At 71.0% G+C, this 15,925-nt stretch carries 17 protein-coding genes; 9 read left to right on the forward strand and 8 right to left on the reverse strand.

Features of this window, described 5'->3' with window-relative positions; translation table 11 throughout:
- Positions 1 to 18: 18 nt before the first annotated feature.
- Positions 19 to 504 (forward strand): helix-turn-helix domain-containing protein, encoded by a 486-nt coding sequence (locus BJY17_RS16750; RefSeq protein WP_179552373.1) that lies wholly within the window; start codon positions 19 to 21, stop codon positions 502 to 504.
- On the opposite strand, the gene BJY17_RS16755 is transcribed toward BJY17_RS16750, so the two are convergent.
- The 3 genes from BJY17_RS16755 to BJY17_RS16765 all read right to left on the reverse strand — a co-directional run bounded on the left by BJY17_RS16755 (position 486) and on the right by BJY17_RS16765 (position 2,501).
- Complete coding sequence (locus BJY17_RS16755; protein WP_179552374.1) at positions 486 to 1,118, reverse strand: ClpP family protease; 633 nt, start codon at positions 1,116 to 1,118, stop codon at positions 486 to 488. The genes BJY17_RS16750 and BJY17_RS16755 overlap by 19 nt on opposite strands.
- Positions 1,115 to 1,756, reverse strand: coding sequence for a ClpP family protease (locus BJY17_RS16760; RefSeq protein WP_179552375.1), 642 nt, complete (start codon positions 1,754 to 1,756; stop codon positions 1,115 to 1,117). Before BJY17_RS16760 ends, BJY17_RS16755 begins: the two co-directional genes overlap by 4 nt.
- Positions 1,757 to 1,829: 73 nt before the next feature.
- Positions 1,830 to 2,501 (reverse strand): hypothetical protein, encoded by a 672-nt coding sequence (locus tag BJY17_RS16765; protein ID WP_179552376.1) that lies wholly within the window; start codon positions 2,499 to 2,501, stop codon positions 1,830 to 1,832.
- A 113-nt stretch (positions 2,502 to 2,614) separates the two neighbouring features.
- On the opposite strand from BJY17_RS16765, the gene BJY17_RS16770 reads away from it, so the two are divergent.
- A complete protein-coding gene (locus BJY17_RS16770) occupies positions 2,615 to 3,559 on the forward strand; it encodes a cytochrome b/b6 domain-containing protein (RefSeq protein WP_376866493.1) in 945 nt (314 codons plus the stop codon).
- A gap of 155 nt (positions 3,560 to 3,714) precedes the next feature.
- Positions 3,715 to 4,020, forward strand: coding sequence for a DUF1540 domain-containing protein (locus BJY17_RS16775; protein WP_179552378.1), 306 nt, complete (start codon positions 3,715 to 3,717; stop codon positions 4,018 to 4,020).
- A 3-nt stretch (positions 4,021 to 4,023) separates the two neighbouring features.
- On the opposite strand, the gene BJY17_RS16780 is transcribed toward BJY17_RS16775, so the two are convergent.
- Both BJY17_RS16780 and BJY17_RS16785 read right to left on the reverse strand, forming a co-directional pair.
- Positions 4,024 to 4,761, reverse strand: a complete 738-nt coding sequence (locus BJY17_RS16780; protein ID WP_179552379.1) for an SDR family NAD(P)-dependent oxidoreductase — start codon at positions 4,759 to 4,761, stop codon at positions 4,024 to 4,026.
- Between the two features lie 158 nt (positions 4,762 to 4,919).
- Complete coding sequence (locus BJY17_RS16785; protein WP_179552380.1) at positions 4,920 to 5,441, reverse strand: MarR family winged helix-turn-helix transcriptional regulator; 522 nt, start codon at positions 5,439 to 5,441, stop codon at positions 4,920 to 4,922.
- 101 nt (positions 5,442 to 5,542) lie between these two features.
- On the opposite strand from BJY17_RS16785, the gene BJY17_RS16790 reads away from it, so the two are divergent.
- A complete protein-coding gene (locus BJY17_RS16790) occupies positions 5,543 to 6,115 on the forward strand; it encodes an NADPH-dependent F420 reductase (RefSeq protein ID WP_179552381.1) in 573 nt (190 codons plus the stop codon).
- 22 nt (positions 6,116 to 6,137) lie between these two features.
- Here BJY17_RS16790 and BJY17_RS16795 read toward each other — a convergent pair whose 3' ends face one another.
- Complete coding sequence (locus tag BJY17_RS16795; RefSeq protein ID WP_179552382.1) at positions 6,138 to 6,959, reverse strand: MBL fold metallo-hydrolase; 822 nt, start codon at positions 6,957 to 6,959, stop codon at positions 6,138 to 6,140.
- 56 nt (positions 6,960 to 7,015) lie between these two features.
- On the opposite strand from BJY17_RS16795, the gene BJY17_RS16800 reads away from it, so the two are divergent.
- Genes BJY17_RS16800 through BJY17_RS16810 form a run of 3 tightly spaced genes read left to right on the forward strand, consistent with a single transcriptional unit; the run spans position 7,016 to position 10,723 of the window.
- Complete coding sequence (locus tag BJY17_RS16800; RefSeq protein WP_179552383.1) at positions 7,016 to 7,756, forward strand: NUDIX hydrolase; 741 nt, start codon at positions 7,016 to 7,018, stop codon at positions 7,754 to 7,756.
- Positions 7,757 to 7,760: 4 nt separating this feature from the next.
- Positions 7,761 to 9,197, forward strand: a complete 1,437-nt coding sequence (locus BJY17_RS16805; protein WP_179552384.1) for a phytoene desaturase family protein — start codon at positions 7,761 to 7,763, stop codon at positions 9,195 to 9,197.
- A gap of 53 nt (positions 9,198 to 9,250) precedes the next feature.
- Complete coding sequence (locus tag BJY17_RS16810) at positions 9,251 to 10,723, forward strand: lipase maturation factor family protein (RefSeq protein WP_179552385.1); 1,473 nt, start codon at positions 9,251 to 9,253, stop codon at positions 10,721 to 10,723.
- Here BJY17_RS16810 and BJY17_RS16815 read toward each other — a convergent pair.
- A complete protein-coding gene (locus tag BJY17_RS16815) occupies positions 10,720 to 12,684 on the reverse strand; it encodes an ABC1 kinase family protein (RefSeq protein ID WP_179552386.1) in 1,965 nt (654 codons plus the stop codon). The two genes, BJY17_RS16810 and BJY17_RS16815, sit on opposite strands and share 4 nt — an antisense overlap.
- A gap of 49 nt (positions 12,685 to 12,733) precedes the next feature.
- Positions 12,734 to 14,215 (reverse strand): MDR family MFS transporter, encoded by a 1,482-nt coding sequence (locus BJY17_RS16820; protein ID WP_179552387.1) that lies wholly within the window; start codon positions 14,213 to 14,215, stop codon positions 12,734 to 12,736.
- Between the two features lie 109 nt (positions 14,216 to 14,324).
- Between BJY17_RS16820 and BJY17_RS16825 the strand changes: the two genes are divergently transcribed.
- Positions 14,325 to 15,455: an AI-2E family transporter gene (locus BJY17_RS16825; protein WP_179552388.1), complete on the forward strand. Its 1,131-nt coding sequence runs from the start codon at positions 14,325 to 14,327 to the stop codon at positions 15,453 to 15,455.
- A 58-nt stretch (positions 15,456 to 15,513) separates the two neighbouring features.
- Positions 15,514 to 15,921, forward strand: coding sequence for a RidA family protein (locus BJY17_RS16830; RefSeq protein WP_179552389.1), 408 nt, complete (start codon positions 15,514 to 15,516; stop codon positions 15,919 to 15,921).
- Positions 15,922 to 15,925: the final 4 nt, after the last annotated feature.

Consider the following 15,925-nt stretch of genomic DNA (forward strand, 5'->3'; position numbering starts at 1 on the left):
CGCGGCTAGCCTCTCGGCATGGGCAAGGTCGTCGAGTTCACACGGGTCACGGGTTCGCAGACATCGCAGCAGAGGGCGCCCGGCCGAGGCGCCGCGAAACCGCTCTGGCGGCACGCGCTCGGCGAGGTGCTGCGCGGTGAACGGCTCGAGCAGGAACGGATCCTGACCGAGGTCGCCGCCGCGGCGGGCGTCTCGCCCCAGTACCTCTCCGAGATCGAGCGCGGTCGCAAGGAGCCCTCCTCCGAAGTGCTCGGCTCCGTCGCGGAGGCGCTCGGGCTCGACCTCGTCGACGTCGTCCAGCGCGTCGGCACCCTGCTCGGAGCGCGTCGCGAGACCGAGCGGCGCACCGCCGAGCAGCGGGAGCTCCTGCGCGTCGAGACGTCGTTCGCGTTCCGCGCCGATGCGGGCACGCTCGTCGACCTCGGTCCGGAGCATCCGCTCGCCGCCGCGGCCGGCGCGAACTTCGCGCCGGCCGTCTCGGACTCCTACCTGCTCGCGGCGTAGGCGCCCGACGACGACCCCGCCACCTCGACCTGCGCCGTCAGCACGTGGTCGGCGAGGCCGTACTCGACGGCGGCGGCAGCCGGCAGGATGAGGTCGCGATCGGTGTCGTGCCGCAGCGTCATCGCGTCGCGCCCGGTGTCGGCGGCGAGTGCCGCCTCGAGCTCGGCCCGCACGCGCACCACCTCGTCGGCGTGCAGGATCAGGTCGGGGATCGTGCCGCGCCCCTGCGTCGACGGCTGGTGCAGCACGACGCGGCCGTGCGGCAGGATCGCCCGCATGCCCTTCGCGCCGCCGGCCAGGAGCACCGCGGCAGGCCCGCCGGCCTGGCCGACGCACGTCGTCGCGACATCCGGCCGGATGTGCTGCATGGTGTCGTAGACCGCGAGCGCCGCGCCGGGCGAACCGCCGGGCGAGTTCAGGTACAGACTGATCGGCGTCTCGCTCGACTCCGATGCGAGGTGCAGGAACTGCGCGATGAGCACGTTGGCCACGCCGTCGTCGATCTCGGTGCCGAGGTAGACGATGCGCTCCGAGAGCAGCCGGCTGTAGACGTCGAGCGAGCGCTCGCTGTTGCCGCGCTTCTCGACGACGTAGGGGATCGTGTAACTGCTCATGAGGGAGCTCCTGTTCCGGTGCGGGCCTGCAGTCCCACCAGGGGCCGATCGCCCCCGGGGTACATCTCGCCGAAGCCGTCGGCGATGCGGTCGATGAAGCCGTAGTCGACGGCTTCGGCGGCGGTGTACCAGCGGTCGCGCAGCGAGTCCTCGGCGATGCGCTCGATGGGCTGGCCGGTGTTCTCGGCCGTGATGCCGAGCACCGTGTCACGGGTGTACCGCAGGTCGTCGGCCTGCAGTTCGATGTCGACCGCGGTGCCGCCGATGCCGGCGGAGCCCTGGTGCATGAGGATGCGCGAGTGCGGCAGCGCGAACCGCTTGCCCCGCGTGCCCGCCGAGAGCAGGAACTGGCCCGCGCTCGCCGCGATGCCCACGGCGATCGTCGACACGTCGTTCGGGATCGACCGCATCACGTCGGCGATCGCGAGCATCGCCGAGACGGAGCCGCCGGGCGAATTGATCCAGAAGCGGATGTCGCGGCGCGGGTCGTCGGCCGCGAGGGTCACGAGCTGCGCGCAGAGCCGGTTGCCGCCCTGCTGGTCGAGTTCGTCGCCGAGCACGATGATGCGCTCGTGGAAGAGCCGCCTCGTGAGCTCGGCGTCGATCGGATGGATCGGTGGGGAGTCGTGTTCGCTCATGCACCCAGCGTGCGCGCGGCCGGCGCCGAGCGGGGCGGATGCCGCTGACAGCAGTGCTGCCCTGAGCGGAGTGCTACCCGAGTCGACGCATACGCCGCCAGATCGGCTCGTCGGCGGCCGCATCCGGTCGACCGAGCTGCAGGTCGAAATGCGGTTGCATCACGCCGTGCCAGTCGGCGGGCGTGCGCTGGCCCGCTCGTGCCGGCACGCCGAGGTTGGCCGCCGTCGCGGGCGACTCGCTGTAGGAGAAGAGCAGGGTGCCGAGCGAACCGATGAGGTACGTCTTGTTGAAGCCCTCTGGCCGCTCCTGCTGCAACTGGAAGTGGTGGAAGACGTAGCTCGCGAACATCTCGGGCCTGAGGAACGCGAGGCTTCCGACGCGGTCGGCGACCTCGCGGTCACCCCGCCACGATTCGGCGTCGACCGGCACGCCGTCATGGAAGACGTCGAGCATCGGCACCGAACGGCGCAGCTCGTCGGAACCGGGGGAGGGCCAGGGCGCGAACAGCTCGGAGACCTCCGAGGGCCAATCCCAGGCGCGGGCGGGCGGCGCGGCCCGGGGTGCGCCGATGACCTCCGCGTAGAGGCAGACGTGCGCGTCGAGCGTGTACACCGAGACGTCGTGCATGCCGTGATCGATCCAGTACGAGGTCGCGGATGCCGCGGCCCACCAGGACTCGACCGCATCGACCGATTCGGCGTCGCGAAGCTTCGAATAGGACATGACTCGGGTGAGGGCTGGCATGGCTCGACTTTCGATGGCGGGTCTCCGAAATGCTCGCATGCGCTCCGGGCGTGCGTGACATTTCGGGTCGTCGTCGTCGGCGAGCGCCCGGGTCGACATGCCAAAATATCCCGGTGACCCGCCTCAGCGACCCGACCGCGCATCACGCGACTCGTCGACGCATCCGGTGGCTGCCGGTCGCACTGGCCGTCGTCGCCGGTGTCGCCCTGCTCGCAGGGGTCGTGCTCGCCGCGATCTGGTTGCGTGCCCAGCCGGCGGTGCAGGAGTTCATCGCCCAGTATCCCGGCACGACACCCCTGCCCGACGGGGCGCCGGTCGGCATTCCCGCCTGGCTCGGCTGGCAGCACTTCCTGAACGCCTTCTTCCTCGTGCTGCTGGTGCGCTCGGGGCTGTTGCTGCGCAAGGGCGGCCGCCCGCCGGCACGGTGGGTGCGGAACAACGAGGGGCTCATCCGCACGAAGAACCCGCCGTGGAAGGTCAGCATCCACCTCTGGCTGCACTACACGGTCGACGCGCTCTGGGTGGCGAACGGCATCGTCTTCATCGTGCTGCTCTTCGTCACGGGGCAGTGGATGCGCATCGTGCCGACGAGCGGCGACATCTGGCCGAACGCCGTCTCCGCGGCACTGCAGTACGCCTCGCTCGACTGGCCGATCGAGCACGCCTGGGTGAACTACAACAGCCTGCAGGTGCTCAGCTACTTCGCGATCGTGTTCGTGGTCGCCCCGCTCGCGGTCCTCACGGGTCTGCGGCTCTCGTCGGTCTGGCCGCAGCGGGCCGAGCGTCTGAACCGCGTCTATCCGGCGAAGCTCGCGAAGGCCGTGCACTACCCGGTGATGCTCGTGTTCGTGGCCTTCGTCGTCGTGCACGTCACGCTCGTGTTCGCGACCGGTGCGCTGCGCAACCTCGACGCGATGTTCGCGAGCCGCGACAGTGCGTCGTGGGTCGGATTCGCGATCTTCGCGGTGTCGCTCGCGGTCATGATCGGCGCCTGGTTCGCCGTGCGGCCGGCCGTGCTGAAGCCCCTCGCGAGCCGCATGGGCACCGTCACCCGCTGAGCAGTCGACCCGTCGCGTGACCGATGAGGTAAGGCTCGCCTCAGAAGAAAACACCGTTGATCTGCGGAAATTCGTCCGCTCGCTGCTGCGTCTTCGACCCTCTCGGGCGTACCATCGCCCTATCGAACGGTCGTACACCGCACTGGGAGGTCACCATGAGCATGACGCTCGACGAACTGCCCGCCGTCGCCGAATGCTCGGTGGCCGGATGCTCCTACAACGACCATTCGCATTGCCATGCCGCCGCGGTCACGATCGGCGGCTCGGTCGGCGATGCGGAGTGCGCGACCTTCATCCCGCTCGGCAAGAAGGGCGGGCTCGACAAGGTGATCACGCACGTCGGGGCGTGTCAGCGGGCGGAGTGCGTGCACAACGAGTCGCTCGAGTGCACGGCGGCCTCGGTGCGCATCGGTGCGGGGTCGACCGACGACGCCGACTGCCTCACCTACGACCCGCGCTGAGCATCACCACGCGACCGGCCCTGCGCGGTCGATGAACGTGCCCGATGCGGCATGCTCCGGCAGCGTCGCCGCGATGACGACGACACGCGCCGCCTCTTCGGCGGTGGTCGGCGCGTGCTCGCGGTTTCCGGGCGCGAGATCGGTCTGCACCCATCCCGGGCACACCGACGTCACCTTGAGCGGCGTGCCGGCGAACTTCTTGCTCAGTCCGATCGTCATGCTGTTCACCGCAGCTTTCGACGCCTGATAGGCGGGTACGACGCTCGAATAGAACGGCGAGCTCTCATCGGCCTGATCGCTCAACGACCCCATGGTCGATGAGACGTTGACGATGCGGCCGGCGTGGCTGCGGCGAAGCAGCGGCAGGAACTTCTCGGTCACGGTCGCCACGCCGAGCACGTTCGTCTCGAAGGTGCGTGCGAACGCCCCGAGGTCGACGAACTCGTGCTCCGTCTGGACGGTTGCCTCGGGCAGGATGCCGGCGTTGTTCACCAGGATGTCGAGACGCCCGTGCCGGGCGTCGATCTGCTCGGCGGCCGCGCTCGCGCTCGCTGATGAGGAGACGTCGAGCTCCAGTGGTTCTGCGCTGAGGCCCTGTGCGATCAGGTCGTTGGCCGCCGTGCTGACCGCCTCGAGGTCGCGACCGGCGATGATGACGGTGGCGCCGGTGCGTGCAAGCGCGGTCGCGGTCGCGAAACCGAGTCCGCGATTCGCGCCGGTGACCAATGCGATGGTGCTCATGGATGGGCACGTCCTTCCTGACCGGCTGAGGTGCCGGGTCGAGTCGTGCTTCCGATCCTGCTCGCATCGACGATGGCGTTCCGGCGTGAATCGGACCTCGCGTGACGAGGTCCGATTCCCGCTGGCGGGCGCTTGCCGGGTCGTCGGGCGATCGCCCGTCAGGCCACGACGTGGTCGACGGGGCCTTCGCTGAACTGGCACGACGTGGCTGAGAGGCGTGCCTCGGGGTCGAGCCGTGCGAGCACCGCGCCCGCGATCACGTAGAGCTGTTCGAGCTGCTCGGGCTCGAGGGCGTCGAGCACGTTGGCGCGCACGGTCTCGACGTGACCGGGTGCGGCTTCGGAGATCAGGGCGAGCCCGGCCGGGGTGATCGTGGCGTTCGTCGCGCGCCGATCCTCGGGGCACGGGAACCGCTCGATGAGCCCGCGTTCCTCGAGGCGCCTGGCGACGTGCGAGAGGCGGGGGAGCGTCGCGTTCGTGCGCGAGGCGAGCTCGGTCATCCGCATGGTGCGCGACGGTGCGGCGCCGAGCGCCATCAGTGCGCCGTACTCGAAGTGCGTGAGCCCGGCGTCGCGCAGCAGCTGCGCATCGAGGGCGCCGGGCAGCAGCTCGGCGAGCGCCACGAGGCGCACCCAGGCGGCCGATTCCTCGGGCGCCAGCCACCGCGTGTCATCCGTCATGCCTGAGAGTCTACCGCATTGGTTGACGCAACAACTGAATGCGCGTACAGTGTTGGTTGTTGATACAAGTAATCGCGTCGAACGGCGCGGGGAGGAACGACATGACGACCGTCAGCATCATCGGAAACGGCAACATGGGCACCGCGATCGGCGGCATCGTGGCCGCAGGCGGCAACACCGTCGAGTACATCGGGCGCGACGCCGCCCAGCAGATCACGGGCGACATCGTCGTGCTCGCCGTGCCGCACTTCGCGATCGACGAGATCGTGGCCGCGCGCGGCAGCGAGCTCGCCGGGAAGGTCGTCGTCGACATCACGAACCCGCTCGACTTCTCGACCTTCGACTCCCTCGTCGTGCCGGCCGACGGCTCGCGTGCGAGCGAGCTCGCCGCCGCGCTGCCCGAGGCGAAGGTGCTGAAGGCCTTCAACACGAACTTCGCCGCGACGCTCGCCGCGAAGACCGTCGGTGCGAACCCCACCACCGTGCTCATCGCCGGTGACGACGACGACGCGAAGCTCGCCCTCGCGGAGGTCGTGCGCGCGGGCGGCGTGAACGCCGTCGACGCCGGCCGCCTCTCGCGTGCCCGTGAGCTCGAGGCCGTCGGCTTCCTGCAGCTCACCCTCGCGGTGCAGGAGAAGGTCGGCTGGGACGCCGGCATCGCGCTCGTCGCGTAACCCGGCGTGACGGTCTCCTGCGTCAGCCCTCGCTGCGCAGGTAGGCCAATTGCGCTCGAACGGATGCCTCGGCTGCACTGCGCACCGAGGCATCCGTGTCGGCGTAGACGAGGTCGGTGACCGCAGCCGTCGACGCGTCCGCACCGAGCTCCCGCAACGCCGCCCGCACCTGGTCGAGGCGCTCCGCGCGGTGCGCGAGGTACGCGCGGCAGATCGCCGCGAGGTCGGGCAGCACCGGGCCGTGGCCGGGCAGCACGCCGACCGGCCCGGGCGTGCCGAGGGCCCGCAGCGCTTCGAGCGAGTCGAGGTACGGGCCGAGGGCGCCGTCGGGGTCGGCGATGATCGTCGTGCCGCGCCCGAGGATCGTGTCACCCGTGAGCACGGTGCCGAGGGCGCCGTCGCCGATGTCCGCGCCGACGAGCCGGTCGCCGGGCAGCGAGAGGCACACCGAGTCCGCCGTGTGCCCCGGGGTCGCGACCACGTCGATCTCGAGGCCGGCCGCTCGGATCCGCTCGCCGTCGACCAGCGGCGCCCCGGCCAGGCAGAACGCGGGGTCGATCGCGCGCACCGGGGCATCCGTCATGGCGTGGAACGCGTCGAGCGACTCGGTGTGATCGGGATGGTGGTGCGTGATGAGCACGAGCTCGACCCGGCCCGCGCCGGCCAGCGCTGCGAGGTGCGTCGCGTCGGACGGCCCGGGGTCGACGACCACGATGCTCTCGGAGTCCGGGGCCCGCAGCACGTACGAGTTCGTGCCGTCGAGGGTCATCGGCCCCGCGTTGGGTGCCAGCACGAGACGGGCGAACGCCGACACGCGATCGCCGACGGGGGGAGCCTGATCCATGCCGGAAGTGTATCCGCGCCGATGCGCGACGGCGCGCCGAGTCATAGTCTGAGGTGATGAACAGCGAGCTGGAGTCACTGACGAACCCGGCGACCACCGGGGCGGCCGCGACCGTCGTGCTGTTGCGCGACGGCGAGCGCGGCCTCGAGGTGCTCCTCGCCGAACGACCCCGCGATCGCGGGTCCTTCCCCGGCGCCTGGGTCTTCCCGGGCGGCGCGGTCGACGAGGCGGATGCCGCGGGCGAGCCCGTCGACGGCATCGACGCCGCCCGCCGTGCCGCCGTGCGCGAGACCTTCGAGGAGGTCGGGCTCGTGCTCGACGGCGACGAGCTCGTGCCCTTCTCGCACTGGACCCCGCCCGAGAACGCCCCGAAGCGGCTCACCACGACGTTCTTCGCCGTGCGCGTGCCCGACGGCGACTTGCGGCTCGCGCCCGACGAGGTCGCCGAGGCCGCATGGCTGCGCCCCGCGGACGCGCTCGACCGGCACGCCGCCGGCAGCATGACGCTCTGGCCGCCGACGTGGGTGACCTTGCACGGGCTGTCGCACGCGGCATCCGTCGACGAGGCGCTCGCCGACCTCCGCAGCGGCGACGTGAAGCCGTTCGTCGGGAAGGTCGTCGACGAGGACCACATGATCCTCTGGCAGGAGGACGACGAGTACGTCGCCGAGCACAAGCGGGAGGCGCGCGACCCCTCGGTGCCCGACGACGGGCCCGATGCCGACGGCAATCGCCACCGCCTCATGATGGACCGGCTGCCGTGGATCTACGTCAACACCCTCGGCGCCGGATTCTGAGCTCGTGACCGACGTCACGGTCGTGGGCAGCGGGCCCAACGGGCTCGTCGCGGCGGTGGTCGCGGCCCGCGCCGGGCTCTCGGTGCGGGTGCTCGAGGCGGCGCCCACGATCGGCGGCGGGCTCCGCACCGCCGAACTCACGCTGCCCGGATTCCGGCACGACGTGTGCTCGACGGTGCATCCCGCCGGTCTCGCCTCGCCCGTGTTCCGCAAGCTCGGCCTCCTCGACCGCGTCGACTGGGTGGTGCCCGAGGTCTCGTACGCGCACCCCCTCGACGGCGGGCGTGCCGGCATCGCCTGGCGCGACCTCGACCGCACGGCCGACGGCCTCGAGGCCGACGGTGCGGCCTGGCGGAGCCTCCTGGCCCCGCTCCTGGCCCGCAGCCGCGGGGTCGTCGACTTCACGGGGTCCCAGCTGCTGCGCGTGCCGCGCGACCCCGTCGCGGCCCTGAAGTTCGGCCTGCGAGCGCTCGAGCAGGGCACCGTGGCGTGGAACACCCGATTCGTCGGCGATGTCGCGCCGGCGCTCTTCAGCGGCGTCGTCGCGCACGCGGCGGGCGGCATGCCCTCGCTCGCCTCGGCCGGTGCCGGACTCCTCATCGCCATGCACGGGCACGGCGTCGGGTGGGGTCTGCCGACCGGCGGCTCGCAGTCGCTCGCGGATGCGCTCGCCGACGAGCTCCGCGCGCGCGGCGGCGAGATCGTGACGGATGCACCGGTGACCTCGCTCGCCGAGGTCACGGGGTCGCGCGCGGTGCTGCTCGACACCTCGCCCGAGCTGCTCTTCACCGCCGAGCTGCCGGGGCGCTACGCTCGCGCCCTGCGGCGCTACCGCTACGGCTCGGGTGTGGCGAAGGTCGACTTCGCGCTGAGCGGCCCGGTGCCGTGGCGCAACGCCGAGGTGCGCCTCGCGCCCACCGTGCACCTCGGCGGCAGCCGTGCCGAGATCGCGGCGGCCGAGAACGCCGTGGCCCGCGGCTACCAGCCCGGTGTCGCGGGCGGCGGGGGCGCGGAGCATCCGTACGTGCTCGTGACCCAGCCGACGGTCGCCGACCCCAGCCGGGCGCCCGCGGGCAAGCACGTGCTGTGGGCCTACACGCACGTGCCCGCCGGCTCGACGCTCGACCCCACCGAACTCGTCACCGCCGAGGTCGAGCGCTTCGCGCCGGGCTTCCGCGATGTCGTGCTGGCCTCGGCCGCGAGCTCGGCGGCCGACCTCGGTCGGTACAACGCGAACTACGTCGGCGGCGACATCTACTCGGGGGCGCTCACGATGGCGCAACTGCTGAAGCGGCCGGTCGTCTCGCCGAAGCCGTGGCGCACGCCGGTCGACGGCATCTACCTCTGCTCGAGCGCGACGCCGCCGGGGCCCGCCGTGCACGGCATGAACGGATGGTTCGCCGCCAAGCTCGCCCTGCGGGAGCGCTTCGGCCTGCGCTGAGTCTCGACGGGCTCGACCAGGAACGGATCTCGGGCGCGGCGTAGCGTTGGCACGTGGAGTGGACCGCCTGGTTCGACGCGCACGACTACGAGATCGCACGGCAGATCCTGCAGCGCGGCGTCGGCGCGCTCGCCTTCGTCGCCTTCCTCTCGACGCTGAACCAGTTCCGCCCGCTCCTCGGCGAGCACGGCCTGCTGCCGGTGCCCGAGCTGCTGCGGCGCGCGTCGCGGCTGCGCGGCCCGAGCGTCTTCCGCTGGGGCTACAGCGATCGGGGGCTCGTCGCCGTCGCCGTCTCGGGGCTCGTGCTCGCGGCATCCGTCGTCGCCGGCCTGCCGCAGCTCGGCCCGCCGTGGCTGCCGCTCGCCGTCTTCCTCGTGCTCTGGCTCCTGTACCTCTCGATCGTGAACGTCGGCCAGACGTTCTACGGCTTCGGCTGGGAGATGCTCCTCTGCGAGGCGCTCTTCACGGTCGCGTTCCTCGGCTCGAACGACCAGCCCCCGCCGATCACGATCATCGTCGCCGTCTGGTGGCTCGTCTTCCGGCTCGAGTTCGGGGCGGGCATGATCAAGATCCGCGGCGGGCGCGAATGGCGCGACCTCACGGCGCTCAGGTACCACCACGAGACCCAGCCGATGCCGAACCCCGTCAGTCGTCAGGCGCACCTGCTGCCGAGGTGGTTCCACCGCGGCGAGGTGCTCGGCAACCACTTCGCCCAGCTCGTCGTGCCGTTCCTGCTCTTCGTGCCGGGGCCGGTCGGGTCGTCGGCCGCGGCGGTCGTGATCCTCACCCAGCTCTGGCTCATCGTGACCGGCAACTTCGCGTGGCTCAACTGGATCACCGTCGTGCTCGCGGCATCCGCGCTCACCGACTCCGCCTGGCACCGGCTGATCCCCGCGATTCCGAGCGATCTGGGCACGGATGCCGCGGCGACGCCGATCTGGTGGGCGGTCGTGGTGCTCGCGGCATCCGCCCTGCTCGTCGTGCTGAGCTTCTGGCCGATCAGGAACCTGCTCTCGCGGCGTCAGCTCATGAATGCCGCGTTCAACCGCTGGATGCTCGTGAACGCCTACGGTGCCTTCGGCACGGTCACGAAGCGGCGCATCGAGATCGTCGTCGAGGGCACGCTCGCCGAACTGCCCGACGAGTCGCCCGACGTCGAGTGGCGCGAGTACGCGTTCAAGGGCAAGCCCGGGGCGCTCCGCCGCATCCCGCGGCAGTGGGCGCCGTACCACCTGCGTCTCGACTGGCTCATGTGGTTCCTGCCGCTCGGGCGCATGTGGGAGCCGTGGTTCGAGGTCTTCCTGCTTCGACTGCTCGAAGCGGATGCCGCGACGCTCGCGCTGCTCGACGCGGACCCGTTCGACGGCGCCGCCCCGCGGTGGATCCGCGCCCGGGCGTACCACTACCGGTTCACGACGCGGGCCGAGTTCCGGGCGACCGGCGACCGCTGGGTACGCACGCTGGAGGGTGAGGTCGTGCCGCCGTCGGGGCTCGGGGTGAGGGGCGGCGCCCGCCCCGGCGGCTAGTCGCGCCGTCGCCGGAAGACGTCGAACAGCACCCGGAGCACGAACAGCGCCGACACCACCACGAGCAGGTAGCCGAAGATCTGGAAGAGGCTGAGCGTCTCGGTGACCTGCGGGCCGGCATCGCTGATCAGCAGCATCGCGGCCATCACGCCGAGCACCCCCGCGAGGAATGCGAGTACGACCTGGTTGACGAGCGAGCGCAGCAGCGAGCGATCGCGATGATCGGCGAAGAGGCGCACGTTGACGCTGAGCCGGCCGTTCGCCAGCGAGCCCGAGATCTGGTCGAAGCGGTGGGGCATGCGGCGCAGGATCGGCAGCATGGTGCCCACCTCGTCGACGACCGCGTCCTTCAGCGAGCTCGGCTTGAACGCGTCGGCGATGCGCGCCTTCGCGAGACCGCTCGCCGCCGTCAGCAGGTCGAACCCCGGGTCGAGCACCCGAAGCGTGCCCTCAGCGACGGCGACCGCGCGGAAGGCGGCGGCGAGCTCGGGCGGGATCGCGAGCCGGTTCGCGGAGAGCAGCCGGGTCATGTCGGCCACGATCGTCGAGTCGAGCGCGGAGCCGGGACCGAGCCTGGCGGCCATGAACGAGCCGATCTCCCGTCGCAGCACGAACTCGTCGACGTCGTCGGGCAGCTCGACGAGGCCGAGCAGCGCATCGCTCATCGCCCGGGCGTCTCCGCGGTAGAACGCCATCAGGATCTCGCCGATGCGCTCGCGCATCTCGGAGTCGAGCCGCCCGACCGAGCCGAAGTCGACGAGCCCGAGGCCGCCGTTCGCAAGCAGCATCACGTTGCCGGGATGCAGGTCGGCGTGGAAGACGCCGTCGTCGATCACCTGGGTGATGAGGGAGTGGAAGAGCAGTGCGGCCTGGGCCTTGCGCACGGCCTCGGGGCGCGTGCCGTCGTCGTCGCTGAGCGCCCGGCCCGGGATGAACTCCATGACCAGCACGCGTGCCGTCGACAGGTCTCGGAAGCAATGCGGGATCGTGAGCCGCTCGCCCTCGGGATGCCGGGCCTGGGTCGCTTCGATCGCGGCGAGGTTCGCCGCCTCCGAGCGGTAGTCGAGCTCGGCGCGGAGCGACTCGGCGAACGCCGTCGCCACCGAGCGGAGCCCGAGCGAGCGACCCCACTCGGTCTCGCTCTCGAGCTTGCGGGCGAGTCGCTGCACGATGTCGAGATCCCGCTCGACGCCCGGGATGATCCCCGGACGCTGCACCTTGACCGCGACGACCTCGCCCGAAGCGAGACGGGCCCGGTGCACCTGGCCGATCGACGCCGCGGCGAACGGCTCGGGATCGAACTCGGCGAAGGCCTCGTCGGCCCGCGCCCCGAGTTCGTCGTGGATGAGCGCGTCGATCTCGTTCCACGCGGCGGGCGGCACCGCCTGCTGCAGCCGTTCGAGCTCGGCGATGTACTCGTGGGGCAGCAGCTCGGAGCGGGTGGAGAGCATCTGCCCGAGCTTGACGAACACCGGGCCCGCTTCTTCGAGCGAGACGCGCAGGGCCTTCGCGTGGGCGCGACGGGCCTGGTCCGCCGCCGGCGTGTGCGAGCGGTCGGGCTTGAACGGCACGAGGCCGTTGCGCACCGCGATGCGGGTCACCTCGGAGTACCGGCGACCGCGATCGAGGGTGCGCCGGAGATCGGGGATCCACCGGTCGGGTCGCGGCATCGTGCCGCTCGGCACGATGAGCTCGGCGATGACGAGGAACCCGATGGCCACGAGCACGACGATGCCGAGCTGGATCGGCACCAGGGCCAGCGTTGCGGGGCCGCGCTGCCAGACGAACTGCGACTCGAAGCCGAGCTCCGCGCCGAGGGCGACGAGCCCGGCGATGATGATGCGGCCCGTGCCGACCTGCACGCCGAGGAAGCGCCGCGAGATGCCGGCGAGCAGCATCATGAACAGGATCGTCACGACCGTGACGCCGATCACGCCCAGGATGATGGAACCGGTCGACATGGGAGCCCCCTCCGGGCGCGTCGCCCGCGGCCCACCCCAAGCGTATTGCTCAGGCCCCCGCGGGCGCGCCCACCGGTCGGTGCTCGACGTCGTCGACGCTGGCGCGCGGCATGGCGATGCCGCCCGCGATCGTGACGACCGCAGCGACGAGCACCGCCACGAACACGGCCGTCGAGGCCCCGTGGATCGCGACGGGGGAGTGCTCGCCGAGACCCGACCGGGCGATGACGCCGTTGGCCACCGCCCCGAAGATCGCGACGCCGACCGCGCTGCCCATCGAGCGCAGGAACATGTTGGCGCCCGTGACGACGCCGCGCTCCGACCACGGCACCGACGACTGCGCGGCGATGAGCGTCGGCGAGGCAACGAGGCCGAGGCCGAGGCCGACGATGAAACACGCGATCGCGGTGGTCCAGACGTTCGGCGTGAGCGAGGCCGCCACGAGCGCGGCGGAGCCGAGCACGGTGATCGTCAGGCCGATGAGGGCGGTGGCGCGGAACCCGATGCGGAGGAAGAGCCGCCCCGCCTGGCTCGCCGCGATCGGCCAGCCGAGCGTCAGGGCGGCGACCGCGAGCCCGGACACGAGTGGCGAGGCACCGGCGGTCGCTTCGAGGAAGGTCGGCACGTACGACGTCAACCCGATGAGCACGGCGCCGACGCCGAGCGAGATGAGCGACGTGGTGACGATGAGCCGCCGGGAGAAGACCCAGAGCGGCAGCACCGGCTCGGACGCCCGGCGCTCGATGAACACGAACGCGACGAGCAGCAGGGCGCCGATCGTGAATGCGCCGATCGACTGCCACGAGAGCCACTCCCACGCCTGGCCGCCCTCGAGCACCGCGAGGATCACCAGGGTCGACGCGATCGTGAGCACGCTCGCACCGGCGAAGTCGATGCGGTGCTTCTCACGGGTGACGGACTCGTGGTACGAGCGAATGAGCATCCACCCGGCGATGAGGCACAGCGGGATGTTCACGAAGAAGATCCAGCGCCACGACGCGAACTCGGCGAAGATCCCGCCGAGCGTCGGACCGACGACCGAGGAGATCGCCCACACGCTCGCGATGTAGCCCTGCACGCGGGCGCGCTCGCGCACCGTGTAGATGTCGCCGGTGATCGTGATGGAGACGGGCAGCACTGCGCCGGCGCCGAGACCCTGGATCGCCCGGAAGACGATGAGCGAGGTCATGTCCCACGCGAAGCCGCAGAGCACCGATCCGACGAGGAAGATGCCGATGCCGATGAGCATGATCGGCTTGCGCCCGACGGTGTCGGCGAGCTTCGAGTAGATCGGCACCGAGACGGCCTGGGCGAGCAGGTAGATCGAGAACAGCCAGGGGAACTGGGTGAATCCGCCGAGGTCGGCGACGATCGACGGCACCGCGGTCGCGAGGATCGTCGAATCGATCGCGATGAGGCCCGTGGCCAGCATCACGGAGATGAGCACCGGTCCACGCTCCGAACGGAATCCCACAGCAGTCGTCTCGGTCACGTTCCCCCTCGGTGTTCGGGCGCGCTGGAACCGGCCCATGTACCAGCAACGCGTTCGCTCCGGATTCATTCCGGTTCGCGCTGGATCGGATCGAACTCGCCGGGCGGGCCGTGCGACCGCCGGAGCGCCGCACGCTACCTTCGGACTCATGAGGATCCGCACGAAACGCGCTGTGCCCGCGCCGCCTCCCGCCGCGGCGGAGATCACGAGCGACGGCGACTCCCGCGCGCCCGAGGTGCGGATCAACGCGTTCCGCATCGGGTTCGTCGGCGCCCTCGGCGTGCTGCTCGCGGTGCTGCTCGGCGGCATCGTGGGCGAGCTCGGCACCGTGATCCTCTACGTCGCGCTGGCCCTGTTCCTGGCACTCGGCCTCGACCCGATCGTGAGCTGGCTGCAGCGGCGCGGCATGGCGCGCTGGGTCGCGATCCTCATCGTGTTCGCCGGCGTGATCGGCATCTTCGTCGGGCTCATCGCCACGATCGTGCCGATCGTCATCGAGCAGACGACGAACATCGTCGAGAACTGGGACGACATCGTCGCGAACGTGCAGCACAGCCCGTTCGTGTCGTGGCTCAACGGCATCACCGGCAGCGGCAACGCGATCAAGGACGCGATCGAGTCCGCCGGCGAGTGGCTCGCCGATCCCGCGAACCTCGGCTCACTCGGCGGCGGCCTCCTCGCCGTGGGGGCGGGCATCGCCGGCGGCTTCACCGGCGCGACGATCGTGCTGATCCTGACCCTGTACTTCCTCGCCTCGCTCGACTCGATGAAGCGCTACGCGGCCCGTTTCGTGCCGGCGAGCTCGCGCCCCGGCTACCGAGACGTGTCGGAGGAGATCACGGGATCCGTCGGCCGCTACGTCATGGGCCAGGTCGGCCTCGCCACCATCAACGGCGTGCTGAGCCTCATCTACCTGTCGATCATCGGGGCGCCGGTGCCCATCCTCCTGGCGTTCATCGCGTTCCTCTTCTCGCTCGTCCCGCTCGTCGGAACGCTCACGGGCGCGATCATCATCACGCTCGTGTCGTTCGCGGCATCGCCCGAGACCGCGCTCGCCGCGGCGATCTACTACCTGATCTACATGCAGGTCGAGGCCTACGTGCTGAGTCCGCGCATCATGAGCCGCGCGGTGGCGGTGCCCGGAGCGCTCGTCGTGATCGCGGCCGTCGCAGGCGGCACCCTCGGCGGAGTGCTCGGCGCGCTCGTCGCCATCCCCGTCGCGGCATCGCTCATCATCATCGTGGAGAAGGTCATCTTCCCCAGACAGGACACCATCTAGCCCGCACCCTGAGCTCCGGGCGCCGCAGACGGGCTCGGCGCTCTGCCATGCTGATCGGATGCCCAGCGCCGTTCAACTGATCCGAGCGTCGACGCTCTCCGACGTCGCCGAGTACGCCTACGCCGCGACCGCCCCGAAGGATGCGCGCCTGGTCTTCCTCGCCGGCGCGTGCCCGCTCGACGACGACGGATCGACCATCGCGGTCGGCGACTACGTCGGTCAGGCGGCGGCGTGCATCGAGACCATGACGCGTGCGCTCGCCGCGGCTGGCGCCACGATCGACGACGTCATCAGCACCCGCGTGCTCGTGGCCTCGTCACGACGCGACGACCTCGGCGCGGTCTGGCAGGTCGTGCGCGACGCGTTCGGAGCCCACGACGTGCCGAGCACGCTGCTCGGAGTGACGGTGCTCGGCTGGGAGCACCAGCTCGTCGAGATCGAGGCGATCGCGGCCGTCGTCGACTGACGAA

This window comes from Agromyces hippuratus (genome assembly GCF_013410355.1).
In the GTDB taxonomy this organism is placed as follows: domain Bacteria; phylum Actinomycetota; class Actinomycetes; order Actinomycetales; family Microbacteriaceae; genus Agromyces; species Agromyces hippuratus.

Coding starts and splice junctions, on each gene's coding strand:
- BJY17_RS16750 (WP_179552373.1), top strand. CDS start 19: ATGGGCAAGGTCGTCGAGTTCACACGGGTCACGGGTTCGCAGACATCG.
- BJY17_RS16755 (WP_179552374.1), bottom strand. CDS start 1,118: ATGAGCAGTTACACGATCCCCTACGTCGTCGAGAAGCGCGGCAACAGC.
- BJY17_RS16760 (WP_179552375.1), bottom strand. CDS start 1,756: ATGAGCGAACACGACTCCCCACCGATCCATCCGATCGACGCCGAGCTC.
- BJY17_RS16765 (WP_179552376.1), bottom strand. CDS start 2,501: ATGCCAGCCCTCACCCGAGTCATGTCCTATTCGAAGCTTCGCGACGCC.
- BJY17_RS16775 (WP_179552378.1), top strand. CDS start 3,715: ATGAGCATGACGCTCGACGAACTGCCCGCCGTCGCCGAATGCTCGGTG.
- BJY17_RS16780 (WP_179552379.1), bottom strand. CDS start 4,761: ATGAGCACCATCGCATTGGTCACCGGCGCGAATCGCGGACTCGGTTTC.
- BJY17_RS16785 (WP_179552380.1), bottom strand. CDS start 5,441: ATGACGGATGACACGCGGTGGCTGGCGCCCGAGGAATCGGCCGCCTGG.
- BJY17_RS16790 (WP_179552381.1), top strand. CDS start 5,543: ATGACGACCGTCAGCATCATCGGAAACGGCAACATGGGCACCGCGATC.
- BJY17_RS16795 (WP_179552382.1), bottom strand. CDS start 6,959: ATGGATCAGGCTCCCCCCGTCGGCGATCGCGTGTCGGCGTTCGCCCGT.
- BJY17_RS16800 (WP_179552383.1), top strand. CDS start 7,016: ATGAACAGCGAGCTGGAGTCACTGACGAACCCGGCGACCACCGGGGCG.
- BJY17_RS16815 (WP_179552386.1), bottom strand. CDS start 12,684: ATGTCGACCGGTTCCATCATCCTGGGCGTGATCGGCGTCACGGTCGTG.
- BJY17_RS16820 (WP_179552387.1), bottom strand. CDS start 14,215: ATGGGCCGGTTCCAGCGCGCCCGAACACCGAGGGGGAACGTGACCGAG.
- BJY17_RS16825 (WP_179552388.1), top strand. CDS start 14,325: ATGAGGATCCGCACGAAACGCGCTGTGCCCGCGCCGCCTCCCGCCGCG.
- BJY17_RS16830 (WP_179552389.1), top strand. CDS start 15,514: ATGCCCAGCGCCGTTCAACTGATCCGAGCGTCGACGCTCTCCGACGTC.